At 33.3% G+C, this 17,781-nt stretch carries 15 protein-coding genes; 11 read left to right on the forward strand and 4 right to left on the reverse strand.

The window, feature by feature from the left end:
• Positions 1-117 precede the first annotated feature (117 nt).
• From hutW to J3T98_RS01485, 8 genes are all read left to right on the forward strand, one after another.
• Positions 118-1,545 carry a heme anaerobic degradation radical SAM methyltransferase ChuW/HutW gene (gene hutW / locus J3T98_RS01450; protein WP_416380600.1) on the forward strand — a complete coding sequence of 476 codons (1,428 nt, stop codon included), beginning with the start codon at positions 118-120 and terminating at the stop codon, positions 1,543-1,545.
• Between the two features lie 11 nt (positions 1,546-1,556).
• Positions 1,557-2,057, forward strand: a complete 501-nt coding sequence (hutX, locus tag J3T98_RS01455; RefSeq protein WP_065562481.1) for a heme utilization cystosolic carrier protein HutX — start codon at positions 1,557-1,559, stop codon at positions 2,055-2,057.
• Between the two features lie 17 nt (positions 2,058-2,074).
• The gene (locus J3T98_RS01460; protein WP_267361954.1) at positions 2,075-2,713 is read left to right on the forward strand and encodes an NAD(P)H-binding protein; all 639 of its coding nucleotides are present in this window, start codon (positions 2,075-2,077) and stop codon (positions 2,711-2,713) included.
• A 23-nt stretch (positions 2,714-2,736) separates the two neighbouring features.
• The gene (locus J3T98_RS01465) at positions 2,737-3,723 is read left to right on the forward strand and encodes a FecCD family ABC transporter permease (protein WP_267361955.1); all 987 of its coding nucleotides are present in this window, start codon (positions 2,737-2,739) and stop codon (positions 3,721-3,723) included.
• A 13-nt stretch (positions 3,724-3,736) separates the two neighbouring features.
• Positions 3,737-4,513, forward strand: coding sequence for a heme ABC transporter ATP-binding protein (locus J3T98_RS01470; protein WP_416379931.1), 777 nt, complete (start codon positions 3,737-3,739; stop codon positions 4,511-4,513).
• 80 nt (positions 4,514-4,593) lie between these two features.
• Positions 4,594-5,595, forward strand: coding sequence for a zinc transporter ZntB (gene zntB, locus J3T98_RS01475; RefSeq protein ID WP_267361956.1), 1,002 nt, complete (start codon positions 4,594-4,596; stop codon positions 5,593-5,595).
• Between the two features lie 36 nt (positions 5,596-5,631).
• On the forward strand, positions 5,632-6,399 hold the full coding sequence (locus J3T98_RS01480; RefSeq protein WP_267361957.1) for a GNAT family N-acetyltransferase: 768 nt from the start codon (positions 5,632-5,634) through the stop codon (positions 6,397-6,399).
• Positions 6,400-6,414: 15 nt separating this feature from the next.
• On the forward strand, positions 6,415-8,307 hold the full coding sequence (locus J3T98_RS01485) for a DNA topoisomerase III (protein ID WP_267361958.1): 1,893 nt from the start codon (positions 6,415-6,417) through the stop codon (positions 8,305-8,307).
• A 77-nt stretch (positions 8,308-8,384) separates the two neighbouring features.
• Here J3T98_RS01485 and J3T98_RS01490 read toward each other — a convergent pair whose 3' ends face one another.
• The gene (locus tag J3T98_RS01490) at positions 8,385-9,074 is read right to left on the reverse strand and encodes a hypothetical protein (protein ID WP_220226151.1); all 690 of its coding nucleotides are present in this window, start codon (positions 9,072-9,074) and stop codon (positions 8,385-8,387) included.
• 685 nt (positions 9,075-9,759) lie between these two features.
• Between J3T98_RS01490 and mgtA the strand changes: the two genes are divergently transcribed.
• On the forward strand, positions 9,760-12,468 hold the full coding sequence (mgtA, locus tag J3T98_RS01495) for a magnesium-translocating P-type ATPase (RefSeq protein WP_267361959.1): 2,709 nt from the start codon (positions 9,760-9,762) through the stop codon (positions 12,466-12,468).
• A gap of 372 nt (positions 12,469-12,840) precedes the next feature.
• Here the strand turns inward: mgtA and J3T98_RS01500 are convergent, their stop codons facing one another.
• Entirely contained in the window at positions 12,841-13,056 is a 216-nt protein-coding gene (locus J3T98_RS01500) for a YdcH family protein (RefSeq protein WP_065562488.1), read from the reverse strand.
• Positions 13,057-13,158: 102 nt separating this feature from the next.
• Between J3T98_RS01500 and J3T98_RS01505 the strand changes: the two genes are divergently transcribed.
• Complete coding sequence (locus J3T98_RS01505) at positions 13,159-14,676, forward strand: helicase HerA-like C-terminal domain-containing protein (RefSeq protein ID WP_267361960.1); 1,518 nt, start codon at positions 13,159-13,161, stop codon at positions 14,674-14,676.
• 33 nt (positions 14,677-14,709) lie between these two features.
• The gene (locus tag J3T98_RS01510) at positions 14,710-15,795 is read left to right on the forward strand and encodes an AI-2E family transporter (protein ID WP_267332025.1); all 1,086 of its coding nucleotides are present in this window, start codon (positions 14,710-14,712) and stop codon (positions 15,793-15,795) included.
• 30 nt (positions 15,796-15,825) lie between these two features.
• On the opposite strand, the gene bcp is transcribed toward J3T98_RS01510, so the two are convergent.
• Together bcp and hemL are read right to left on the reverse strand one after the other, a co-directional pair.
• The gene (gene bcp, locus J3T98_RS01515; RefSeq protein WP_065562491.1) at positions 15,826-16,299 is read right to left on the reverse strand and encodes a thioredoxin-dependent thiol peroxidase; all 474 of its coding nucleotides are present in this window, start codon (positions 16,297-16,299) and stop codon (positions 15,826-15,828) included.
• Between the two features lie 69 nt (positions 16,300-16,368).
• A complete protein-coding gene (gene hemL, locus J3T98_RS01520) occupies positions 16,369-17,661 on the reverse strand; it encodes a glutamate-1-semialdehyde 2,1-aminomutase (RefSeq protein ID WP_267361961.1) in 1,293 nt (430 codons plus the stop codon).
• Positions 17,662-17,781: the final 120 nt, after the last annotated feature.

Here is a 17,781-nt window from a genome sequence, read left to right on the forward strand (position 1 = left end):
AACTGAGCATAAATTTTAAAAAATAATCAGATTTAAATAGATAAATAAGAAAATAATTAAAAAAATATTGATAAATGATAATAATTATTATTTAATTCACCGAGATTATTTTTATGAATGGATGTTATGAAATCATTTGATGTAAGTGCGTTTTACGCTTCAAACTCAGTTTTACCTTTTAAAGATCGTTGGGCAGTAATGCCTTTGCAAGCAAGTTTACCAGTATCACCTCAAGAATTGGAACAACAATGGAGTATTGTTCAAAATTCAGATTTATCTGGACGAAAACGTCTTATTTATATACATATTCCTTTTTGTGATATTCATTGTCAATTTTGTGGATTTTATCAAAATCCTTTGCGTAAATTTGATACCAACACTTATATTGATTACTTATTACAAGAGATATCCCTAGAAATTAACAATAAAGCGATGCAGTCTGCGCCAATACATGCTATTTATTTTGGAGGTGGAACACCTTCAGCTTTAGCTGCAGGACAATTAGCTCGTGTAATAAATTATCTAAAAAAACATGCTCCTCTAGCACCTGACTGCGAAATTACTGTAGAAGGGCGAATTTCTGATTTCGATGAGGATAAAATTGATAGTTACATTGAGGCTGGGGCAAACCGTTTTTCGATAGGTATTCAGACCTTTAATACTGAAATTAGACAGCGATTAGGACGCCAGTCTTCTGAAAAAGAAATTATTAAAAGTTTTGAACGTATTGCTGCACGAGATAGTGTTGCTTTAGTTTGTGACCTTATGTTTGGATTACCTAATCAAACTCCAGTTACTTGGCAAAGAGATTTAGAAATTGCTGATCAATTGCCTCTCGACGGAGTTGATCTTTACTCCTTAAATCTTTTACCAACAACTCCATTAGCTAAAGGTGTTGAAAATAAAAGAATAGAGATTCCAACAGTAACTGATAAGTGCGATTTTTATCATCAAGGAGCTAAATATTTAGATAGACAGGGTTGGACTCATTTAACCAATGCTCATTGGGCAAAAACGAGTCGCGAACGGAATTTATACAATTTTTTAATCAAACAAGGCTCACACTTTTTTGGATTTGGTTCTTGTGCTGGTGGAAAGCTAGACGGGCAATCATATATGATCCATCGTGATTTAAATCAATATTATGCCTTATTAGATCAAGGTAAAAAGCCCCTAATGATGTTAACCGGTAAACCATTACTCGGTGACTGGCTGCATAAATTACAAGCAGGTATAGAAAAAGGGCGTGTTGATCTAACGCAACTTACCAATCAAGCTGAATTATTTGATCCATTAATCAAGCAATGGCATGAAGTAGGATTACTACAAAATGAAGATCGTTGTTTACGATTGACTTTATCGGGACGTTTTTGGTCAAGTAATATTGTACAAGCTTTGCAACAGCTTTTACTACAGCTTAATAATCCTGAGCATATCGAATTACAAAACAAGATGGCACAAGCTAGACAAGCCATGCAACAAGGTAATGGTATGCCTAAATCTCACCCACATATGCAAAACATCCAAGTAAAAACAGAAAATTAAAGGAAATTACTATGGCAGATAAACAAACCCTTTTAAATAGTCTTGCAACTTATATGCAATCTAACCCTGAAGAATTACTAGAGAAAATTGCCCAAGATCATAAAGTCACTATGACGCAAGTGATCCAAGCAATACCTGATGCAAAAATCGTAGATGGAAGTAACTTTGATACAATTTGGGAAGAAGTAACAACTTGGGGTGACGTATTGTTTTTAGTTCATACTGGTGACATTATTGCTGAAATTTCAGGTGAATTGCCTCCTGGAACTCATAGCCAAAAATACTTTAACTTACGCCATCAAAAAGGGTTAAGTGGTCACATAAAAGCAGAACATTGCCAATATATTGCATTTATTGAAAGAAAATTTATGAAAATGTCGACTGCTTCTATTATATTCCTTAATCATTTAGGTCAATCAATGTTTAAAATTTTTGTTGGGCGTGATGAAAAACATCAATTAAAAGCAGAACAACTTGAAAAATTTAGAGCTTTAGCAAAAAAAATCAATTAATTTTAAGAAACAATAAAATGAAAACAGTAATTATTTTTGGTGTAAGTTCAAAGCGAGGAACTGGTTATCAAGTATCTCAATTAATCAAACAATGCCACCCTGAGTGGCGTTGTATTGTATTAGTTCGTGATGCCGATTTTGCAAAACAATTATCTGAACAAGGTATTGAAACTCATGTTGGCGATGCAACTGACGTTGAATTAGTGAAACAGATATGTCAACAAAACGGTAGTGACGCGACAGTAATTTCAACTTTAGGTGGAGAAACGGGTAATTACATTGCTCAGCGCATTATCATTGATTGCGCAGAACAGGTTGGAATTAAACAAATGATATTAGTGACCTCGCTTGGTTGTGGTGATTCATGGTCAACATTATCCTTACGAGCTAAGCAAGCATTTGGTAATGCAGTTCGAGAAAAATCACTAGCTGAAGTTTGGTTACAAACCAGTTCATTAAATTATGTGATCTTAAGACCAGGTGGTTTACGAGATGGAGAAATAACAAATAATGGTGAATGTTATTTCGCTAAAGAAGTTCATGGTTTTGTATATCGCAAAGAATTAGCCAAAATCATCATCGATAAAATAGCTAATCAACAATTTGATAATCGTGCATATAGTGTGGTTGACCCAAGCTTAACGGTTAGTTATTAGTATTAAATATATGAGGGTAGTCGGTGCGAAAATCTAGTCAACAAATATTGTTAGTGGGATTATTTGCTTTACTTTTAATTTTAATTGTCTATTCGGCAAACTCTGGAGCATTAAAATTATCTTTTACGCAATTAATTAATATGTCATTTGATGATCCATTATGGAATATTTGGTGTAACATTCGATTACCAAGAATTATACTTGCTGTAGTGGTCGGTATGGCATTAGCCACTTCTGGTGCTGTTATGCAAGGATTATTCAGAAATCCGTTAGCAGATCCGGGCTTATTAGGCATTAGTAGTGGTGCGAGCCTGATGGTAGGTGTAACGATACTATTTCCTGCTGTTTTTCCTCCTATAATGATGCTTTACGGTAAAATGATTGCAGCCTTTGCCGGTAGTCTATTTATCTGCGTTCTTATTTATCTTTATAGTCTCAACGAACAATGCAACCTAGCTAAAATGATTTTGTTAGGGGTCGCAATTAATGCCATCATTGGATCAATATTGGGAGGGCTCAGTTACATTAGTGATGAGTCACAATTACGTCAACTTTCGTTATGGTCCATGGGACATTTAGGAAAAGGCTCTTGGGATCTTGTAATTGTATCTATTTCATTAATTTTTCCAACACTTTTGTGTGTGATAAAACTTGCTCATCATCTCAACATATTACAGCTCGGGGATGAAGATGCTCATTACTTGGGGATAAATGTTGAACGTACTAAACGCTATTTATTAATACTTAGTGCGGTTTTGATTGGTACTTCTGTTGCGGTTAGTGGGATTATTGCTTTTGTTGGTTTAGTTGTACCTCATATGATTCGATTACAAGTTGGTGCAAATCATAAATGGTTAATACCAGGTTCTGCACTAGGTGGGGCATGTTTACTTTTATTAGCTGATACTTTAGCACGAACATTAGTTGCTCCAACTGAAATTCCTGTCGGTCTTTTAACCAGCCTAATTGGTGGTCCGTATTTTCTTTGGCTTATTCTGAGACATAAATAACTGATGGAGCTTTATTGTGTTAACCGCTAAAAATTTAACATTTGGTTATGGTCGTCGAATGATAATTAATGATGTATCTTTATCAATAAATTCAGGCGAAATTGTAATTATCATTGGTCCTAATGGCGCAGGTAAGTCCACTTTATTGCGTTTACTAACAGGTTATCAAAAACCATTATCTGGTGAATGTTATCTATTAGATAAACCATTATCACAGTGGCCACAAAAACAATTAGCAAAAATAAGAACAGTTATGCTTCAACAAAGCCAACTTACTTTTCCTTTTAAAGTAAAAGAAGTAATAGCAATGGGACGAGCTCCTTATGGCAAAATACATTTTGATGAATCAATTCACGAAGTGATGGTACAAACTGATTGTTTACAATTTGCTGACCGAGATTATAGAGGTTTATCCGGTGGAGAACAGCAAAGAGTTCAATTAGCTAGAGTCTTAGCTCAATTGTGGCAACCGCAATCTAATGAAAAATTATTATTTTTAGATGAACCTACCTCTGCACTTGATCTTTATCATCAACAACATACTTTAAGATTATTAAAGCAGTTAGCTATTAAACAGAAATTGGCTGTATGTTGCATCTTACATGATCTCAATTTAGCTGCTTTGTATGCTGATAAAATTATTCTTGTTAACCAAGGAAAAATTGTAGAACAAGGCGTACCATCTGAAGTATTAACTGTTGAAAATATCAATCGATGGTATGGTGTTGAATTAGGTGTTTATAATCACCCTAAACATTCATCAATACCTCAAATCTATTTAAATCCCTAAAGGATAAATCTAATATCATCCGCTCCATTTTCGTTCAAAATGAGTATATAATTAAGCAAACTTAACAATTGGGGCTGATGATGATTAACGAAAATAGTAATAATTCTATTCTGGTTTCAGATCTACTTGCAGCACACCCTGTCTTTAGTTGTCAATTGGATGGGAAGGGTAAAGCCAACCCTTTAAATGATAAAAGTGAAGCTTCAATTTCACAACCTTATTGGATACATCTTGATTTTGCTAAAAGCGAAACAATCAATTGGATTAACCAAACAAATTTAATTCCAGATCTTGTCAAAAATGAATTGATTAAACCCAATCAGTTTCCTAAAGAAATTCGCTTTGATACAGGCATTTTAGTCGTACTTAAAGGTGTCAATTTTACACCTAATGAGCTACCTGATCCTATAGTCACTTTCCGATTTTATATAACTGATAATTTTATAATATCGACTAGGCACCAAAAAATTGATGCCATCATCAAATTAAAAGAAAATTTAGAAAAAGGTATTGGCCCAGTTGATGTTGCTGATTGGTTAATTCAACTTTCTGAATTAATTTGTGATCAAGTTAATTTATCTTTTGATGGGGTTCACAATAAAATCATCAAATTGGAAGATCTATTATTAAATCAACGGATTTTCTCTCACAAGGAGATTGGAAGAGTTCGTAAACAACTTTTTATATTACGTCGTTTACTTTCCCCACAGCGCGATATATTTGTCAAAATTTCGACTGAAAGAATATCTTGGATTGATGACAATGATCGCCAGCGATTGCATGACATTTCTAGCCAACAAAATCACTATGTCTCTGAAATTGATAGTTGTTTGATTAGAATTGGTTCCGTTATGGAACAAATTAATAGCATTTTGGCCGAATCGACGAATAAACGTATTTATTTAATGTCCTTGTTTACCATCATTTTTACACCAATTACTTTTATCACTAGTTTGCTTGGTGTTAATTTGGCTGGCATTCCGTTCAATGAAAAAGAGTGGTCATTTATTGGGTTAATATTACTATTAATTCTGATCAGTATAATTTCAGTGGTATGGCTTAAGCTAAAAAAATGGTGGTAAAAAATTAAGCTTAAATATGAAAAAGGAAATATATTGATGTACTTTGATAAAATTATTAATAAAAAAAATATTGAATCATTATTTCAAAGTACAACTCAAACAATCATCCAAGCTTATTGGGAAGGAAAGATCGGTTTTGCATATGCTGATGATTTATTGCGGCCTACATCAGTAATAATTAATATTGGTTGCTTCTTTTTTTTAGCAGGTCAACCGAATCAGGAAATGCTTCACTATATTCCAAAAGTATATAGTGATGATTATGCAATTCTTATCCCTATTGATAAAACCTGGCAAAATTTAATTGAAAATATATATCGCAACAATTATGAAAAAATTACACGTTATAGTTTTTATACTCCTACAGAATTTGATATTCAGAGACTACAATTAATTATCTCAAAATTACCTAAAAACTATCAATTAAAAGCTATTGATGAAAATTATTATCAGCAAATTCTCAATCTTGAATGGGCTAAAGACTTGTGTAAAAACTTTAACTCATACTTGGATTTTGAAAAATCAGGATTGGGATTTATTATTTTAAAAGATAATGTTATTGTTTCTGGTGCATCATCTTATTTAGCATATAATAATAGTATCGACATTGAAGTCGATACAATAGTTGAGGAAAGACGAAAAGGACTTGCATTGATTAGTTCGGCAAAGTTAATTTTAGCTTGCCTAGATCGTCAAATAACACCTAACTGGGATGCTCACAACAAGCCCTCTTTAAAGCTTGCTACTGAGTTGGGTTATATTTTAAATCAACCCTATAATGCTTATGTCGTTTGGAATTTATGATTAACACTAATTATTATGCAATCTAAAGAACCTTATCGTCTATTTATTGCCGAAAAACCGAGCTTAGCTAGAGCTATTGCTGATGTTTTGCCAAAACCCCACCAAAAGGGAAATGGATTTATCAAAGCCAGTAATGGTGATATTGTTAGCTGGTGTATTGGGCACTTATTAGAACAAGCAACACCTGAAATATATGATGAACGCTATAAAAAATGGGTTTTAGACGATCTACCCATTGTTCCTGCAAAATGGATATTGATACCCAAAAATAGTACCGAAAAACAATTTAACACCTTAGTTGAATTAATTAAATCAGCTGAACAAATTGTACATGCGGGTGATCCTGATAGAGAAGGGCAATTGTTAGTTGATGAAGTACTTAACTTTTGCCAGTTACCACCAGAAAAGCGTAAAACTATTCAACGTTGTTTAATCAGCGATTTGAATGCTAGCGCTGTTGAAAAATCACTAGAGCAATTACGTAGTAATCAAGATTTTATCCCATTATCTACTTCTGCTTTAGCAAGAGCAAGAGCTGATTGGTTATATGGGATGAATATGAGTCGTGTTTGTACTCTTGTGGGGCAACGAAGCGGTTATCGTGGTGTACTTTCTATTGGGCGCGTACAAACACCGATTTTAGGATTAGTGGTTAGACGAGATTTAGAGATAGCGCAATTTGTTCCTAAACCATTTTATGAAGTTTATGCCATATTACAAACCAAGGATAACGAAACTTTCAAGGCCAAATGGCAACCAAGCGAGGCATGTGAACCTTATCAAGATGAAGAGGGCAGGGTTTTAGTTAAAGGTTTAGCAGAAAACGTTTGTCAACGAATTAAAGATCAGACAGGTACTATTGATAAAGTAAGTAATAAAAAGAAAGAACTTGCACCACCTATGCCATTTAATTTATCGGCTTTGCAAATTGAAATGGCAAAACGAAATGGTCTAAGTGCACAAGATGTGCTTGATATTTGCCAATCATTATATGAAAAACATAAATTAATTACCTATCCTCGTTCAGATTGCCGTTTTTTGCCTGAAGAACACTTAACACAAATTAATGGTGTAAAATCTGCGATTGAAAACAATTGTTCTGCGTTACAACTTGCAATTAATAATGCTGATTTCACTTTACGTTCTAAAGCTTGGAATGATAAAAAAGTTGAGGCTCACCACGCTATTATTCCAACATTGCGTAAAGTGAGAGCCGAAAGTTTATCTAGTAATGAGTTAGCCGTCTATCAAGTGATTGCTACACAATACTTAGCACAATTTTATCCAGCTTATAAATATGCTGAGTTACAGATTGATGTTGATATCAATGGTGGTAAATTTATCTCTAAAGCCAATCAAATGTTGGACGAAGGCTGGAAAGTACTGTTTAGAAGTAAAAATTATCAAGCAGAGAACGATACCGATAATAGTGAGAATAATGGTTTATTAACTAAATTAGTTAAAAAAGGCGAATCAGTCCTATGTATTGATACCGAATTACTCAGTAAAGAAACTCAACCTTCAAGACCATTTACGGATGCGACTTTACTTTCTGCAATGACAGGTATAGCTAGATTTGTTAAAGATCCTGAGATAAAAAAAATATTACGCGAAACTGATGGATTAGGTACTGAGGCAACAAGAGCTGGTATTATTGAGCTTTTATTTAAACGTCAATTTTTAACGCGTCAAGGTAAATCAATTCGTTCAACGAAGGTAGGCCAAAACTTGATTTTATCATTACCGGAAAGTGTTTCAATGCCAGATATGACTGCACATTGGGAGTTGCAGCTTGAAGAAATTAGTAAAAAAGAATTCAGTTATCAACAATTTATGTATCAATTAAATTCGTCTTTGCTTACATTAGTTGAACAGTTAAAAAATTCAAGATTGAAAATTCAATCATAAATTTCTATTACCAAAAGGACAATAAATAGTTTTTTTATTATTTATTGTCCTGTCTAATAATAAAATCTAAATAATAATTATTCTTCTAAATCCGTAGACTCTTTTTTGTCAATTTCTCTTGAGATTGTCTCAATTGGTCTATTTTCATCGAGGATTTTAGCAAATACTTTATTTGCTCTAATTAAAAATTGTTTATCCTTTAAAATGATGCGGTAACTATTTAATCTTTTTAATGGTCCTTTAGCAAATTGCGCAATAATGATTATTAGAACAAAAATCGTCAATACAGAAATAATGACATTAATAATCCATTCTGATTTGAAAATAGTATGGAGATTATATATAACCATAAAAAAGGTAAACAGACTAACAGCAGCAGTTAAAATCACGTCTTTAATTAAAAAAGGTCTAAGAAATGTAATACGGTTTTTTTCAATACCGAAATATTGAGTTAATTGATTTAATTGACTCAATTCAATAACATTATGAATATCTGCATTAACAACAGAAATAGCAATTCTTTCTTTGTTAATATTGCCTGGTTTATAAAAACAAACTTTTTCCCAAATCAGTTTTTTCTTGATATTGTTTAAATAATCTTTTTGATAACTAGGTTGAGGTACTTTTTCTAATATATCTGTATATCTAATAATATTGTCAAAGTAATTATTAGGTGTGTTTCTTTTATAAATAAAGCCAATAATTGATAGAGCGAAGATAATAAATAAATTAAACCAATTATCTTGCAACAATTGAGTAATATCCATCCAATTTAACCAGTGTTGTTAACAATTGGTTAATTGTAACTGATATTATGTAAAACGGGTATTAATTCTACATTTCATCATCCTAGTAGTGGTGTTTTTAATCAATTGCAACTTTATTACAAGTAATCGGTTGACTTCTTGAATGCAAAAGCGTATAAAGTGCTCGCCTTTGAGCTTTTCTTACTTTTTTAACGATAAGAGATGGTTAAAAATGAGGTTTAAGAAAAGTTGAAATACAAAGTGATGAGTTCAATTTACAGGAGAAATATGGACAGTCAATCGGGTCACCCCAAACTATGGGGAGATAAATTCAAACACATCATTATCGGTTAATGAACCTGTCTAAATAGTTATTTTTTCAGTTCACAAGCCGAAATTGATAAAAACGGTAACGGTGAACGATATGCAGTTTTCTACACGCTATCACACAAATTCAAAATACCTTTGTGCTCATAAAGCACTTTTGCGAGTGTTATATCTGACAGATAAGCATTTAGAGCCACCTAGTTGTATCTAACTTTTAATTAATATTATTTTTAATATTTTTATTTCATGTTAAGCCTTAACTGCAATGGTTAGTTATTGCTTTACGTTTAAATTTTAGTCGATAAGAACTTAATAACTCCTAGTTTAACGTTAACTAAGAGCGGGTTCCTTTTGCCTGAAAAATAGATAGGTACAAACTATGATTAAAAAAACATCTCAAGTAAAGACAGATAATACTTTAAACATAAAAGCACTTGAAGAAGCTCAGAATAGCTTAGATAGCATTTTGTCTAAATTTCAATCAAGTCTTTCGGGTTTAACTCAAGAAAATGTAAAATCTCGATTGGAACAGTATGGTAAAAATGAAGTGGCTCGAGAAAAAGTGCCATCAGCTTTTGTCCAGTTACTTTTAGCTTTTAAGAACCCATTTATATTTGTACTATTAATATTAGCACTGGTAAGTTTTTTTACTGATTACTGGTTGCCATTACAAAACGGTGAAGAGACAGATCTAACTGGAATTATTATCATTTTAACCATGGTAACACTTAGTGGATTATTGCGTTTTTGGCAGGAGTTTCGTTCAAATAAAGCTGCTGAAGCATTAAAGTCAATGATCCGAACTACAGCCACAGTTCTACGTCGTCGTAATAAAAATATGCCAACTGAGCATATTGAAGTTCCTTTAAGCGATATCGTTCCTGGAGATATTGTGTTTTTATCAGCTGGGGACATGATTCCTGCCGATATTCGTTTAATCGAATCGCGAGATTTATTTGTGAGTCAAGCGGTGTTAACCGGTGAATCAATTCCAGTTGAAAAATATGACACCTTAGGTGCGGTATCGCAAAAAACGACAGAAGAGATAGATTCTTCAAAAATTGATAAGGACAATGTACTTGATGTAAACAATATTTGTTTTATGGGCACCAATGTAGTGAGTGGAACAGCTAAAGCTATTGTTGTTGCAACAGGTGCTGATACACATTTTGGTTCATTAGCAAAATCAATAGTGGGTTCAAGAGCCGAAACCTCATTTGATCGCGGTGTAAATAGCGTAAGTTGGTTACTAATTCGCTTTATGTTAGTGATGGTTCCGATTGTATTACTAATAAATGGATTTACCAAAGGCGATTGGGGGGAAGCAACATTATTTGCATTAGCTGTTGCTGTTGGTTTGACGCCTGAAATGTTACCGATGATTGTTAGTGCAAATCTAGCTAAAGGTGCTGTTGGCATGGCAAAACGAAAAGTTGTGGTAAAACGTTTGAATGCTATTCAAAACTTTGGCGCGATGGACATTTTATGTACTGATAAAACAGGTACTTTAACACAAGATAAAATCATTTTAGAACATCACTTAGACATTAATGGGCAGATTGATCCATTTGTTTTACAACTGGCCTGGCTCAATAGTTACTATCAAAGTGGAATGAAAAACTTGATGGATAAAGCGATCATTCGTTTTGCTGAAGAAAAAACCAGTGTTAAAAAAGTGGGTGTTGGTCTTTATAAAAAAATTGATGAATTACCGTTTGATTTTGTTCGCCGTCGTTTATCGGTTGTTGTACAAGGCAATGATGAAAATCACTTAATGATCTGTAAAGGCGCAGTTGAAGAAATGCTATCTATTTCAGATTTTGTTTATGAAAACGGCGAGTATTTACCGTTAGACGAAAATCGTAAACAAGCATTGATTGAACTTGCACACAATTATAATAAAGATGGATTTAGAGTGTTAGCAGTAGGTGTAAAAGATATTTCAGCATCACAAACTAAAGCTCAATATAGTGTCCAAGATGAAAAATCATTAGCTATTCGTGGTTTTTTGACTTTCTTAGATCCACCTAAAGAGAGTGCTTATGAAGCTATTTCTGCATTGAATGAACATGGCGTTGGCGTTAAAGTTCTAACTGGTGACAATGAAATCATCACGATTAAAGTATGCCGAGAAGTTGGCTTAGAACCGGGTATACCTTTACTTGGTAACGACATTGAAAAAATGAGTGACGCTGAGTTAAAAGAGCAAATTGAGCAACGCACTATTTTCGCTAAGTTGACCCCATTACAAAAATCTCGAATCATTAGATTGTTACAAAGTAATGGTCATACTGTTGGATTTTTAGGTGATGGGATTAATGATGCGCCAGCGTTGAGAGATGCAGATGTTGGTATTTCAGTGGACACCGCTACTGATATCGCTAAAGAATCAGCTGATATCATTTTGCTTGAAAAAAGCTTACTTGTATTAGAAGAAGGTGTAATTTGCGGACGCGAAACTTTCGGTAATATTATGAAATACCTAAATATGACCGCAAGTTCTAACTTTGGTAACATCTTCTCTGTATTAGTGGCGAGTGCATTTCTACCATTTTTACCAATGCTTGCGATTCATTTGCTTATCCAAAACTTATTATATGATATCTCACAATTATCATTACCTTGGGATAAGATGGATGAAGAGTTTTTACAAAAACCTCGTAAATGGGATGCACAAAATATTGGACGTTTTATGATCTGGATTGGACCAACATCCTCTATTTTTGACATAACAACATATGCATTGATGTGGTTTGTTTTTGGTGCTAATAGTGTTGCAGCTGAATCATTGTTTCACTCAGGTTGGTTTATCGAAGGATTGTTATCACAAACTTTAGTTGTACATATGCTAAGGACTCAGAAAATACCATTTATACAAAGTACCGCGGCATTCCCAGTAATAGTAATGACTATGCTAATTATGGCGGTGGGTATTTATATTCCTTTTTCACCAATAGGTAGCCTAATTGGTCTTCAACCATTACCATGGTCCTATTTTCCATGGTTAGTTGCAACATTATTAAGTTACTGTGTGGTTGCTCAAATAATGAAAAGGATTTACATAAAACGCTTTGGACAATGGTTCTAAAATAACAAAATTGATGTAAGTGACGATGTTGCTTACATCATTAACTAAAGAAGTATAAATATTGAACTAGTGTGTTATAGTATTGATGAGTACACATTTGATAAATATAATTGATAATAATATTTGTATAAATAATCGAGCTTTTTAGAAATGTTTTTAAGGAGCCTATAAATAACAATAAGAGGAGTAAAAAATGAAAACCCCACACAAAAATTTAATTACACTAATCAAACATCGCAAACTGAAAAAAGAACAAGAGAAAGTTAATAAATAACTTTCTATAAATGATTTGCAAAAAATTGCTATAAAATTAAACCCCACAGCTTGGGGTTTTATAACACAATAAAGCTTTATAAGCTTATATTTGATGAGTTATTTAGAAGCTTTTTTCAAAATTTCGTAAAGTTCATCTTTTAATTTTAGCTTCAGTTTTTTTAGACTTTCAATCGTTTCCGAAGTATCAATTGCAATACCAGACTCGATATTTTTAATTTTTTGATCGAGCTCATTGTGCTCATCAAATAATTTTTGGAAATGTAAATCTGAGTTTTTTAGTTTAGAGATTAAATCACGGTATTCTGGAAACATACAGCCTCCTTATAAGATTAATTAAAATAATAGCAGTTAACAATAATTCAGCTTACAATATTCTCAATTGTTTTAATAGCAATTTTTGAATGGGAGATGTCTATGAATGAAAAGATCGTTATTGCAAAAAGTGAAGGTAATGATTTATACATCCTTGCATCGTTGGCTAATCGCCATGGTTTAATTACTGGTGCAACAGGTACAGGTAAAACCGTAACCCTACAAAAGATGGCGGAAAAATTCTCGCAGATTGGTGTACCCGTGTTTCTTGCTGATGTAAAAGGTGATTTGACCGGTTTAGGGGAAAATGGCCTATTATCTGAAAAATTAAAAGCACGGCTAGAAAGTATTGGTGTAAAAGATTGGCTTCCTAATTCTTCTCCTTTAGAAATATGGGATGTATTTGGTGAAAATGGTATTCCCGTTCGCAGTACAGTTTCCGATATAGGTCCTATATTATTAGGTCGATTATTAAATCTCAATGACATTCAATCTGGCGTTCTACAATTAGTTTTTAAAATTGCCGATGATAATGGATTATTATTACTAGACTTTAAGGATTTAAGAACATTCATCCAATTTATTGGTGATAACGCTAAAAAATTTACTACCCAATATGGCAATATAAGTTTATCAACTATTGGTGCTATTCAACGTGGATTTCTTACTTTAGAACAGCAAGGTGCTGAATTCTTTCTAGGTGAGCCGATGTTTGATATACATGATTTAATGCAAACTAATGTTGATGGTCGTGGTGTTATTAATATTTTATCTGCCAGTAAATTATATAATTCACCAAAATTATATTCAGTATTTTTACTTTGGTTATTATCAGAACTGTTCGAGCATTTACCAGAAGTAGGTGACCTAGATAAACCAAAACTTGTATTTTTCTTTGACGAAGCACATTTACTTTTTAATGATATTTCTCCCGCATTATTAGAAAAAATCGAACAAGTTGTTCGCCTTATTCGCTCTAAAGGAGTGGGGATTTATTTTGCTACACAAAGCCCAACCGATATTCCTGAAACTATCCTTGGTCAATTGGGGAATCGAGTGCAGCACGCTTTACGAGCATTTACACCTAAAGATCAAAAAGCAGTCAAAGTTGCAGCCCAAACCATGCGAGCTAACCCAAATTTTAACACTGAAAAAGCTATTATGGAGCTTGGTGTAGGAGAGGCTTTAATTTCATTTCTAGATGAAAAGGGGCGCCCTAATATTGTTCAACGAGGAATGATAATAGCGCCAGAATCAAAAATGGGACCTATGGATATAGAAAAACAGTTGACGATTATTCAAAAATCTCGCTTTTATGATAAATATTCAAAAACCATCGATCGCGAATCAGCCTACGAAAAACTTAAACAGGGTTTTAGTATAGATACTGAAAATAGTCAAAATTCAATAGAAACTGATTCCAATCAGAATTCATCTGATAAAGAGGAACATGGTGGTATAATGGACTTTTTAAGTTCACTTATTTTTGGTAGAACCGGCCCAAAAGGTGGACAGCATGACGGTATCGTTCAAAGTGTTGCTAAAAGTGCGACCAGACAGATGGTAAATCAAATTGGAAGACAAATTACTCGAGGAATCTTGGGTGGTTTCAAAAAATAGGTTAGATTAATAAACTACAAAAAGGAGTTATAGATGTTAAAATTGTTTATTGAATGGTACAAAAAACGCTTTAGCGATCCTCATGTGGTTTCGTTAATGATTGTTATCATTGTTTTATTTTTTATCATCTATTTTTTCAATAAGATTTTACTGCCTATTTTGATTGCTATTGTTTTATCTTATCTACTAGATAGACCGGTTAAGTATTTACAACAAAAGAGAGTTCCTCACACATTAGCTGTTGTTATTGTACTATTTGTATTTATGTTTGTCGGCTTAACCGGAATTATGATTTTGTTACCATTGATTTGGCAACAAGGTGTTAGTTTAATAACAAATATCCCAAATATGTTGAATTTTGTAAATAAATTCATCACATCATTGCCCGAACATTATCCGGAGCTTATCGATGTTGGTCTATTTGACTCAATACTCCAAGGTATAACTAATAAAGTTATGCAAACAGGTAACTCATTGCTCCAGTTTTCAATTAGCTCACTGTTTAGCTTAGTCTCTGTTGCTATAAATGCGGTATTAGTTCCGATTATTATGTTTTTCTTATTGAAAGATAAATCTAAGATATGGGGATATTGTTCGAAAATATTACCAAAAAATCGAACAATATTAAACAAAGTAGCTACAGAGATGGATCAACAAATATCTAATTACATAGTCGGTAATGTTTTACACATCATTATTTTAACTGCCTGTGTCTATATTCCATTTTGGTATTTTGGTTTAGATTATGGATTATTGTTAGCAGTGTTAGTTGGTGTTTCAGTACTTATTCCTTACATTGGTATTATTATTTCAAGTATCCCTATTGTCCTAATTGCACTTTTCCAATGGGGGGTTACTGCACAATTTGGATATTTAATGTTCTTTTATATCCTTATTCAGGCTCTTGATGGCAATTTATTGGTTCCTTATCTTTTCTCTGAAAAACTTAACTTGCATCCTTTAGTGATTATTGTAGCTGTTATCATTTTTGGCGGGTTATGGGGATTTTGGGGCGTATTTTTTGCTATACCGTTAGCAACTTTAGTTAAAGCGATTATAAATGCTTGGCCAAATCTTGAAGAAATTAATAATATTAAAAATGAAAAAAAAGCAGATTAATGAAAATATAATCTGCTTTAATTAGAAGTGTTAACTATGGTTCTTAAGATAATCTAAAACCACAGTGTGATGGTTGGTCGTTTTGAAGTCATCAAAGACTTTCTCGATCTTACCATCTTTACCAATCAAAAAGCTTATACGATGGATACCGTCATAAGTTTTTCCCATAAACTCTTTTTCGCCCCAAACACCAAACGCTTCAGAGGTTTTATGATCCTCATCTGAAAGTAGAGTAAAATTCAACAATTCTTTATCAACAAAACGCGATAGCTTTTCAGGTTTATCCGTACTAATACCAATAACAACTACATTATATTTCTTAAAATCGTCAGCACTGTCTCGTAAATTGCAAGCTTGTACTGTACAACCAGGAGTCATCGCTTTCGGATAGAAATAGAGCAAAATACGCTGACCTTTGAAATCTTTTGAACTAATTAGCTCACCATCCTGATCAGGCAGAGAAAATTGAGGTGCTTTTTCACCTTCTTTTAAAGGATTAACCATAAATTTATTACCTATGTTAATAGTTAAAATTTTAATCGCTATGGGTATAATTTACTATATTTTATCAAATTAACTTATTTTTTTAAAAAAACGACTTGCTGCATCAATCGTATGATCGATTTCTTTATCTGTGTGCATAAGTGACATGAAACCTGCTTCGAAAGCTGAAGGCGCAAAGTAAACCCCTTCGGCGAGCATATGATGATAGAATTTCTTGAATAATTCAACATCACAATTCATTACATCCTTATAACTGCTCACTTCTAGAGCATTTGTAAAGAAAAATCCAAACATTCCTCCTGCATGATTAACCACAAACGGAATATTATATCGTTTTGCTTCTGCATATAGGCCATTAACTAGTGAGGCAGTTTTTTCTTCTAACTCTGAATAAATACCAACATCCATTAACTTTGTCAACGTGGCATAACCCGCTGCCATAGCAACAGGATTCCCTGAAAGTGTTCCTGCTTGATAAATTGGTCCAGTTGGTGCTAATTGTTGCATAATTTCAGCACGCCCGCCAAAAGCACCTACAGGCATACCGCCACCTATAATCTTACCTAAGCAAGTCAAATCAGGAACTAAATCATAATATTCTTGAGCTCCGCCAAGTGCAACCCTAAACCCAGTCATCACCTCATCAATAATTAATAAAGCCCCGTAAGTATCACACAAGCTTCTTAATCCTTGTAAGAACGATTTTTTAGCTGGGACACAATTCATATTGCCTGCCACAGGTTCAATAATAATTGCAGCAATTTCATTAGGATATTGCTCAAATTGTTTTTTTACTGATTCTAAATCGTTATAATCACAAACTAATGTATGCTTAACAAAATCCTCAGGCACACCCGGTGAAGTAGGGTGTCCAAAAGTGAGCGCACCAGAACCGGCTTTAACAAGCAAATAGTCAGCATGTCCATGGTAACAACCTTCAAATTTGATTATTTTGTCACGTCCTGTATAGCCTCGTGCAAGGCGAATTGCACTCATAGTTGCCTCAGTGCCTGAATTCACCATACGTAACATTTCTATTGATGGAATCAATTGTGTAACTAGGTTAGCCATTTTTGTTTCGATTTCGGTTGGCGCACCATAACTCAAACCATTACGAACAGCGTTAATAACTGCATTGGCAACATCAGGGTCATTATGACCTAAAATCATAGGTCCCCAAGATCCGACATAATCAATATAAGCTTTTTCATCAACATCATAAATATAAGCACCATTAGCTTTCTCTATAAATAATGGCGTACCACCAACTCCATTAAAAGCACGTACAGGTGAATTAACACCACCTGGCATAAAAGCCATTGCTTCGCGGTAAAGTATTTCAGATTTAAATGTTTTAAGCATAATTATGGTCTTCTTTATAGTAATTGTTGTCGTATTTATTCATAAAATTAACTTAAATTCAAGCAAGCTATTACAAATTTAACTAATTGATGTTTTCATTTTGTATTTTATTTTTTCAAG

It is taken from the genome of Gilliamella sp. B2772, from assembly GCF_026536985.1.
In the GTDB taxonomy this organism is placed as follows: domain Bacteria; phylum Pseudomonadota; class Gammaproteobacteria; order Enterobacterales; family Orbaceae; genus Gilliamella; species Gilliamella apicola_E.